Raw genomic sequence first — 2,005 nt, 5'->3', positions numbered from 1 at the left:
CCGCCCCAGGGCGGGCGCGCGCCGCGCCCCGCCGCGAGCGCGCCACGGTCTCCCCCCGCCGTACGGCCCCCGCGCGGCCCCCGCGCCCCGTCGGGGCCGCCCCTCGGAACAGCGTCACGCGAGGGGCGGCCCCGACGCGTACCCGCAGGCGCCCGGCCATGCCGACGGGCGGGGGAGGGGAGCGGGGGCAGGGGAGGTCTGGAAAGCGAGCGGGGGCGCCGCGGGCGGCCGCGTGCGTCGGCGGCGCCGACACTGCCGCTGGAGGGCCCCAGCGCGTGGCGACACCGCCTTTCGGGGCGTCCGCCCCGCGGGGAGGAGACGGTCCGCCCGTAGGACTCCGCTGTGATCCGCGCAGTACGCTCCGGCGACGGCGACGGCCGCCCCGCTCTCTGGCCCGGCCGCCGCCCGGCGGATACCGTCGGGGCATGGGGTACCGGCTCCTCGGGGAGGCGGCCATGCTCCTGCACTTCGCCTTCCTCGCCTACGTCACCCTCGGCGGCTTCCTCGCCTGGCGGTGGCCCGCCCTGCTGTGGCCGCACGCGCTCGTCGCCGCCTACGCCCTGGCCATCACCCTCGTCGGCTGGGACTGCCCCCTCACCCACGTGGAGGACTGGGCGCGCCTGCGCGCCGGGCAGGCCGGGCTGCCCTCGGCGGGCTTCGTCGAGCACTACCTGACCGGCGTCGTCTACCCCGCCGAGCACCTGCTCACCGCGCAGCTGGCGGTGGCGGCGGCGGTCGCCGCCTCCTGGACCGGCGCCGCCGTCCTGGCCGTCCGCCGCCGGGCCCGCGGCGGGGCGGGGGGCTCCGGGGGCACCCGGCGGCCCGGTGCCGTTAAGGATTCGTGAGAATTCGGGCGTTGGGAAGGAGTTTACGTCCGATTTGCCCACGTATAAATGCGGCAAAATCCCCTAAATCGGGCCTGTTGGCCAGGTTTGCCCAACCCACGCGGGTGCACAATCGGGGCATGACCACCGTGAAAGCCGACGCCCTGCACGCCGCAGAGCACTTCATGTCGCGCTCCGCGCGCCTCCTCGACCGCCACCGCTTCGCCTACCTCTTCACCGGCGGCCCCGCCGAACCCGTCCGCACCGTCCTCGACGGCTACCGCAACATCGACGGCGGCTACGGCAACGGCCTCTACCCCGACCTGCGCGGACACGGAAGCCAACCCCTCACCGTCAAATACGCCCTGCGCCACCTCGACGAACTCGGCCCCATCCACGACGACGACGCCACCGCCATCACCGCCTACCTGACCAGCGTCAGCCACCCCAACGGCGGCGTCCCACCGGTCACCCCCGCCGCCCGCCACACCGAGGCCTCCCCCCACTGGCGCACCGTCGCCGCCCAACACCCCCACGGCGCCCTGCGCCCCACCGCCGCCATCGCCGGACTCCTCCACAAGCACCACACCCCCGGCCCCTGGCGCGACCGCGCCACCGCCTTCTGCTGGACCCGCATCGACGCCCTCCACTGGACCGACCCCGACGAAGCCCAAGCCGTCTGCACCTTCCTCGAACACGCCCCCAACCGCGCCCGCGCCGAAGCCGCCCTCGACCGCCTCACCCCCATGATCCGGGCCGTCATCGAAACCGACCCGCAACGCCCCGGAACCGTCCGCCGCCCCCTCGACATCGCCCCCCACCCCCGCAGCCTCGCCCGCCGCATGTTCACCGACGCCGAGATCGACGGCAACCTCGACCTCCTCGAAACCACCCAGCTCCCCGACGGCGGCTGGGACACCGCCCGCGAACACTGGACCGAACTGGCCACCCGCGAATGGCGCGGCATGGCCACCATCCGCCGCCGGCTCACCCACCAGGCCTACGGGCGCCTCACCCCCGGCGCCCCCGACCGCAACACCGGCCCCTGACCCGCCCCCCGGCCACCGACGACGGCGGGGCCCGCTGAGGCGCCGACACACCGGCCCCACAGCGGGCCCCGACCCGCCACCCGCACCCGCCACCGGCCCCAATGCCCGACACCCCCGCAACCACCCCCCGCC

The 2,005-nt window shown here is 75.9% G+C and carries 2 protein-coding genes; both read left to right on the top strand.

Annotated features, from left to right (window positions below):
• Positions 1-425: 425 nt before the first annotated feature.
• Positions 426-845: a DUF2784 domain-containing protein gene (locus tag O4U47_RS31145; RefSeq protein WP_270681584.1), complete on the top strand. Its 420-nt coding sequence runs from the start codon at positions 426-428 to the stop codon at positions 843-845.
• Positions 846-964: 119 nt separating this feature from the next.
• A complete protein-coding gene (locus tag O4U47_RS31140; protein WP_270681583.1) occupies positions 965-1,873 on the top strand; it encodes a prenyltransferase in 909 nt (302 codons plus the stop codon).
• Positions 1,874-2,005 lie beyond the last annotated feature (132 nt).

The sequence above is a fragment of the Nocardiopsis suaedae genome (assembly GCF_027706745.1).
Taxonomy (GTDB): Bacteria; Actinomycetota; Actinomycetes; order Streptosporangiales; family Streptosporangiaceae; genus Nocardiopsis_A; species Nocardiopsis_A suaedae.
Note: the sequence above shows the minus strand (reverse complement) of the source record. Positions and strands in the feature narration are given on the sequence as shown.

Coding starts and splice junctions, on each gene's coding strand:
- O4U47_RS31145 (WP_270681584.1), top strand. CDS start 426: ATGGGGTACCGGCTCCTCGGGGAGGCGGCCATGCTCCTGCACTTCGCC.
- O4U47_RS31140 (WP_270681583.1), top strand. CDS start 965: ATGACCACCGTGAAAGCCGACGCCCTGCACGCCGCAGAGCACTTCATG.